This is a genomic window from Protofrankia symbiont of Coriaria myrtifolia (assembly GCF_900634755.1).
Taxonomy (GTDB): domain Bacteria; phylum Actinomycetota; class Actinomycetes; order Frankiales; family Frankiaceae; genus Protofrankia; species Protofrankia coriariae.
The window spans coordinates 1-5,815 of the sequence record NZ_CAAAFS010000280.1; the positions used below are offsets into that span (position 1 = coordinate 1).

Consider the following 5,815-nt stretch of genomic DNA (forward strand, 5'->3'; position numbering starts at 1 on the left):
CAACCAGCCCCCGCCACCCCCGCCGCCACCGCCGCAGTACGCACAGCCCGCGCAGTACACGCAGCCCGCATGGGGCGCACCGCACGGGGGTCACCACGGCGGGCACGGCCATCACGGCCATCACGGCCATAGCGGTCACGGCCACCACGGCTTCGCCAAGCTGTTCTTCTCCTCCTGACCGGATCCGCAGGGGCTGTTTCCCAACGGCCGTATCCCATGTCGTCACGTGACGGGGCCCCGGGCCGCACCGAATATCCGGTCGCGGCACCGGGGCCCTTTCACGTGGCGACGTCCGATCACGGGAGACAACATCGAGGGAGCGGACGGCCGGGTTGGTCAGGAGGCGACGGCCTTCGTGCCGAGCAGGCTTTTCAGGTCACCCCAGAACGCGGAGGACGCGTCGACCTCCGGCCCCAGACGCAGCAGGAGATTGCTGCGGCGGGGGCTTTCCAGCCGGATGTGCACCGGGGTGTTCCCGGGATGGGTGGACAGGATCAGGCGCAGCTCGTCGACGAGGCTCGGGGTCACCTTGTGCGTGGGCAGGGAAATCAGCACCGGCGGTCCGGCGTCCGGATTCACGCTCACGTCGAGAGTGGTCAGATCGTGGGCGAAGATGCTGATGGAGCCGTCGCGTTCGTTGATACGTCCGCGGACGGAGACCACCGCGTCGGGTATAAGCTGTTCGGAATACACCTCGTAGCTCTTCGGGAAGAAAAGAACCTCGACCGACGCGTCCAGGTCCTCGACGGTGACGATGGCCCAGAGGTTGCCGTTGTTCTTGTTGACCCGCCGGTCGATTTTCGCGATCACACCGGCGATCTGTACCTCGCCCTCGCTGCGGCCGCTGTCGAGAAGGTCGATGATCCGGGTGTCCCGGTTACGGTCCAGAATCCGCTGGGTGCCTTCCAGCGGATGGCTGGAGACGTACAGGCCGAGCATTTCGCGTTCCTGCGCGAGAAGTTCCGAGCGCGGCCACTCGGTGGCGCTGAGATCCAGCCCGAGGCCGATTTTCATCGACTCGTCCGGCTCGTCATCACCACCGCCGCCGAAAAGGTCGAACTGGCCGAACGCCTCGTTGCGTTTCGTGCCGATGACGGCGTCGATCGCGGATTCGTGGACCTGCGACAGGGCGCGGCGGTTGTGCCCGAGGGAGTCGAACGCACCCGCTTTGATCAGGGAGTCGACGACGCGCTTGTTGCAGACCGCGATCTCGACCTTCTCCAGGAAGTCCGGGAACGACGCGTAGTCGCCCTTCCGTTCCCGGGAGGCGGCGATCGAGGCGACGACGTTCGCTCCCACGTTACGGATCGCGCCGAGACCGAAACGGATGTCGTCGTCGACCGGGGTGAAGTAGAGCGTCGACTCGTTCACGTCGGGCGGCAGCACCCGGATGCCCATCTTGCGGCATTCGGCGAGATATACCGCCATCTTGTCCTTGTCGTCCCCGACCGAGGTCAGCAGCGCTGCCATGTACTCGGCCGGGAAGTTCGCCTTCAGATAGGCGGTCCAGAACGAGACGACGCCATAACCGGCCGTGTGGGACTTGTTGAACCCGTATCCGGAGAAGGGGACCAGCACGTCCCACAACGCCTGGGCGGCCTCGGTGGAATAGCTGTTCTCCGCCATGCCGGCCATGAACTCCGCGTGGTTGGCGTCCAGGACCTCCTTCTTCTTCTTGCCCATGGCGCGGCGCAGCAGGTCGGCCCTGCCCAGGGTGTAGCCGGCGAGCTCCCGCGCGATGGTCATGACCTGCTCCTGGTAGACCACCAGGTGGTAGGTCTCGCCGAGAATGTCCTCCAGTCGATCCTTCAGCTCGGTGTGGATCGGGGTGACGGGCTTGCGGCCGTTCTTGCGGTCGGCGTACTCGATGTGGGAGTTGGCCGCCATCGGCCCCGGCCGGTACAGCGCGAGAACGGCGGCGATGTCCTCGAACTTCGTCGGGGCCATCAGCCGCAGCAGGCTGCGCATGGGGCCGCCGTCGAGCTGGAAGACGCCGAGGGTGTCCCCGCGGGCCATCAGTTGGAAGGTCGGGGTGTCCGCCAGTGGGAGCTTCTGCAGGTCGATGTCGATGCCGCGGTTCTTCCGTACGTTGATGATCGCGTCGTCGATGACGGTGAGGTTCCGCAGGCCGAGGAAGTCCATCTTCAGCAGGCCCATGTCCTCGCACTGCGGGAACGGGAAACCCGTGATGATGGCGCCGTCGGCGTCCCGCCGGTGGATCGGCAGGACGTCCAGCAGCGGTTCGGAGCAGAGGATCACCCCGGCCGCGTGCACCCCCGTGCCGCGGGTGAGGCCCTCCAGCCCACGCGCGGTGTCAACGATTTTACGGACGTCCTGGTCGCTCTCGTAGAGGCCGCGCACCTCGGCGGCCTCGCTGTACCGCTCGTGCGCGGGGTCGAGAATGCCGGACAGCGGAATGCCCTTGCCGAACACGTCCGGGGGCATCGCCTTGGTGATTTTGTCGCCGAGGGCGTACGGGTAGCCCAGTACCCGACAGGAGTCCTTGATCGCAGCCTTCGCCTTGATCGTGCCGAAGGTGAGGATCTGGCACACCCGGTCCTCGCCGTACCGCTCGGTGACATAACGGATCATGTCACCGCGGCGACGTTCGTCGAAGTCGAGGTCGATGTCCGGCGGGGTGATGCGTTCGGGGTTGAGGAACCGCTCGAAGATCAGCCGGTGCTCGATCGGGTCGAGTTCGGTGACACCGAGGACATAGGAGACCATCGACCCGGTCGCCGAACCACGCCCCGGGCCGACCCGGATGCCCTTCTCCCGGGCGTACCGGCAGATGTCGGCGACAACGAGGAAGTAGGCCGGGAAGCCCATGTTGGCGATGACGCCGATCTCGTACTCGACCCGGTCGAGAACCTCCTGTGGTGGATTCGCGCCGAACCGGTGCTCGACGCCGCGGGCCACCTCCTTACGCAGCCACGAAAGCTGGTCCTCCCCCTCCGGGACGGGGAACCGCGGCATCCGGTCGACATACGCGAAGACGTCGTCGTACGGCTGGACCCGTTCGGCGATCAGCAGTGAGCTGTCGCACGCGCCGGGAACCTGCCCGTCCCACATGTCGCGCATTTCCTCGGGGCTTTTCAGGTAGTAGCCGTCGCCGTCGAACCTGAACCGCTTCGGGTCGTCGAGCCGCTTCCCGGTGCCGACGCACAACAACGCGCTGTGCGAGTCGGCCTGGTCCTTGGTGACATAGTGGCTGTCGTTCGTGGCCAACGGCCGCAGATCGAGCCGGCGGGCGATGTCGAGCAGCCCGTCGCGGACCTTCCGCTCGATCGCGAGCCCATGGTCCATCAGTTCCAGGAAATAGTTCTCCGGGCCGAAGATGTCCCGGTAGGTGGCCGCGGCCTCCACCGCCCTGTCGAACTGGTTCAGCCGCAGCCGGGTCTGCACCACGCCGGACGGACAGCCGGTCGTGGCGATGATGCCCTCGGCATGCTCGGCGATCAGCTCCTGGTCCATCCGGGGTTTGCGGTAATAGCCGTCGAGCGAGGCGATGCTGCTCAGCCGGAAAAGATTGCGCAGCCCCTTCGAGTTGGCCGCCAGCATTGTCATGTGGGTGTAGGCACCACCCCCGGAGACGTCGCCGCCCTCGCCGTCCGGATCGGCGTCGCGCTGCCCGCCGTCACCCCAGAAGACGGGTTTCTTGTGGTGCCGGGCCTCCGGCGCGACATAGGCTTCTATACCGATGATCGGTTTGACGCCGGCCTTCTTCGCGGCCTGGTGGAACTCGTAGGAACCGAACATGTTGCCGTGGTCGGTCATCCCCACCGCGGGCATGCCCAGGCGGGCCGCTTCGGCGAACAGCAGGCCGACCTTCGCCGCACCGTCCAACATCGAGTACTCGGTGTGCACGTGCAGGTGGACGAAGGAATCACCCTTGGACATTGGTCCCCTTTCGCACCATACGGCCTCGACGAAGACCTTAACGCCTGGGCGCCTCCGCCCGAGGCCTCCCCGTGTCGCACGTCGAGCAGGCGCGTCGGACAGCCGCTCTCATTATCACAATTCGATCAACAATCGCAAATCAGAACGCTGATCCTACGTATTGCCATGACCCGCCCACCAGACGCCGGAAGATCGAAGAATTGGCGCTGGAAACCAGCCACACCGTTCTCGGCCAATCACGGGCAGCTACGAGCATCCGTGTGCGCTCCGGACGGCCAGGCCGTCGACAGCGGAAGGACCGTACGGCCGCCCAGCCGGCCGGGCCCGGAGCCCGACCCCGTGATCGTGGGTGCGCCGCTCGGGCCGGCGCGGCCGCTCAGAGCAACAGATCGGCGGGGCGCACGGTGACGGGGAAGGGCTCGGTGAGCTCGCGGCGGTCGTCGCCGCGGATGGTGTCGACGACCTCGTGGACGCCGTGATGGCCGAGCCGGTGGACGGTCACCGACGAAACCTGCGGATCGATGATCCAGACGGTGTAGCCACCGGGCTCGACAGCCCGCGGGAAGGCCAGGCCCTCGTCGAAGTCGATCCGGCCGACCGGCAGCGGCCAGCCGGCCAGGCCGGCGATGTCCAGCGGCCTGCCGGCCGGCCTGCCGGACGGCCCGTGGGAAACCGGGTCGTGCTTTACCGCCACAGCTGTCATGGTGCCACTCCTCCGCAGATCCGGACGGCACGTTTGCTGTGGAGCATACGCCATGGCGTGATGCCTCTACGGCGATGCGTCGCCAATGCCCGCCCGGTAGATCTCCACATCCACCCGTCAGATCTCCGCCTGCCAGATCTCCATCCGCTGGATGCCCACCCGGCGGATGCCCACCCGGTAGGCCACGGCAAACCCGTGGGTCGAATCATCCGATTCATTGACACTTGCGCAGGAACGGTGGAATTCTCAGCCGGTGAGCGTCAGGGGGGCGGCGGATGTGCCGGTCGACCAACCTCGACGGGAGCACACCCCCGCGCACGGACGAGGTACACAATGATCAGCCGTACACAATGATCAGCCGAAGTCGACTGCTGGCGGTGGGCGGAGTGGCGTTCACGCTGCTGCTGGCGATGGTCGTCGTCGTCCTGTCGGGGAGCGCGGCCCTCCCGTTCGCGCTCGGCAACGTCGGCTCCTTCGGCGTCGCCGGCGCCTCGATCGACACCGGCGAGCCGGCACGGCCGGGCAGCTTCACGCTGGTGCCCAGCATCGACGAGAACTCGTCCCCGGACGGCGGCCAGCTGCCGGCGGGCGAAATCCGCATGAAACAGGCGCTGATCGACGGGCTGGTCCTGGAGAAGGCCTTCGAACTGCCCGGCGGGCTGGGTACCTGGAAACTACGGATCAACGCCCCCGGACGAACGAAGGTGACCGACCTCACGCTCGGCGCGTCCCGGATCTGCGTGGAATCGATCGATTTCCACGGAGTCGTCATCGACGCCGCCGGCGGCGCTCCGCTCGCCTCCATCCGGCTGGATGCCGGCCGGGTCGTACTGGTCGGCGCCGGCGTCGAGGCGACGAGCCTGCGGTCGACCGGCCTCTCGCTGGGCAACCTCCACGTCGGCATCGAGCGCGGCGGCTACGACCCGCAGAAATTCCGTTGCCTGGCATGAATGCTTTGCGCAAGCGGCCGGACGGCCCTCACACGAACGACCGGACAGCACAGTCCCACCTTTTCGCCACTTTTGCGGCTCACACCGTTCTTACCGCTTTTGCTGCCTGGTTCTCCCGCTCCGCGGTTTCGCGGCCGTCGCCGGCAGGAGGTCCGGCGCCGGCCACGAAACGGTCCGGTGACGCGGGCCCGGTGGCCTGATGGCCCGGCCACGGCCAGCAGGGGCGGCAACGAACGTGTCCGCCACGCCGCCCCGTCCGCAC

The 5,815-nt window shown here is 67.0% G+C and carries 3 protein-coding genes; 1 reads left to right on the forward strand and 2 read right to left on the reverse strand.

Annotated features, from left to right (window positions below; all coding sequences use genetic code 11):
* Positions 1–336 precede the first annotated feature (336 nt).
* The gene (gene dnaE, locus CM1CMNOD_RS15550) at positions 337–3,900 is read right to left on the reverse strand and encodes a DNA polymerase III subunit alpha (protein WP_013874550.1); all 3,564 of its coding nucleotides are present in this window, start codon (positions 3,898–3,900) and stop codon (positions 337–339) included.
* Between the two features lie 376 nt (positions 3,901–4,276).
* A complete protein-coding gene (locus tag CM1CMNOD_RS15555) occupies positions 4,277–4,603 on the reverse strand; it encodes a hypothetical protein (protein ID WP_013874551.1) in 327 nt (108 codons plus the stop codon).
* Positions 4,604–4,878: 275 nt separating this feature from the next.
* Here CM1CMNOD_RS15555 and CM1CMNOD_RS15560 point away from each other — a divergent pair, with 275 nt between their 5' ends.
* Positions 4,879–5,553, forward strand: coding sequence for a hypothetical protein (locus tag CM1CMNOD_RS15560; RefSeq protein ID WP_013874552.1), 675 nt, complete (start codon positions 4,879–4,881; stop codon positions 5,551–5,553).
* Positions 5,554–5,815: the final 262 nt, after the last annotated feature.